Raw genomic sequence first — 264 nt, 5'->3', positions numbered from 1 at the left:
AATACAGCCACGATACAGTGTCAAACTCAAACACAGTAGCTGCAAAACTTGAAACAGGTAATGAAGGCTTTAACTTTCATTTTGATGGCACTAAGCGCAATGGCGATGATTACCAAACACCTACCTTCACTATTGCCGACGATGATGGCGATGTAGAAACAGAGAGTTCTGTAGAAAATACTTTTATTGATAGCGAAACACTTAACTTTGGTACTAGCTATGTTGGCGATCATTTAACGATTGGTTTTTCGTACGGTAGTATTG

The 264-nt window shown here is 39.0% G+C and carries 1 pseudogene; it reads left to right on the top strand.

Annotation, left to right across the window (positions count from 1 at the left end):
* Positions 1 to 264 (top strand): annotated as a pseudogene (locus tag AAEY57_RS20235) (TonB-dependent receptor); the annotation flags it as partial.

The sequence above is a fragment of the Pseudoalteromonas sp. MER144-MNA-CIBAN-0113 genome, assembly GCF_040308965.1.
GTDB lineage: Bacteria > Pseudomonadota > Gammaproteobacteria > Enterobacterales > Alteromonadaceae > Pseudoalteromonas > Pseudoalteromonas tetraodonis.
The sequence above is the reverse complement of the archived record's forward strand: the minus strand, read 5'-3'. Positions and strand labels throughout refer to the sequence as shown.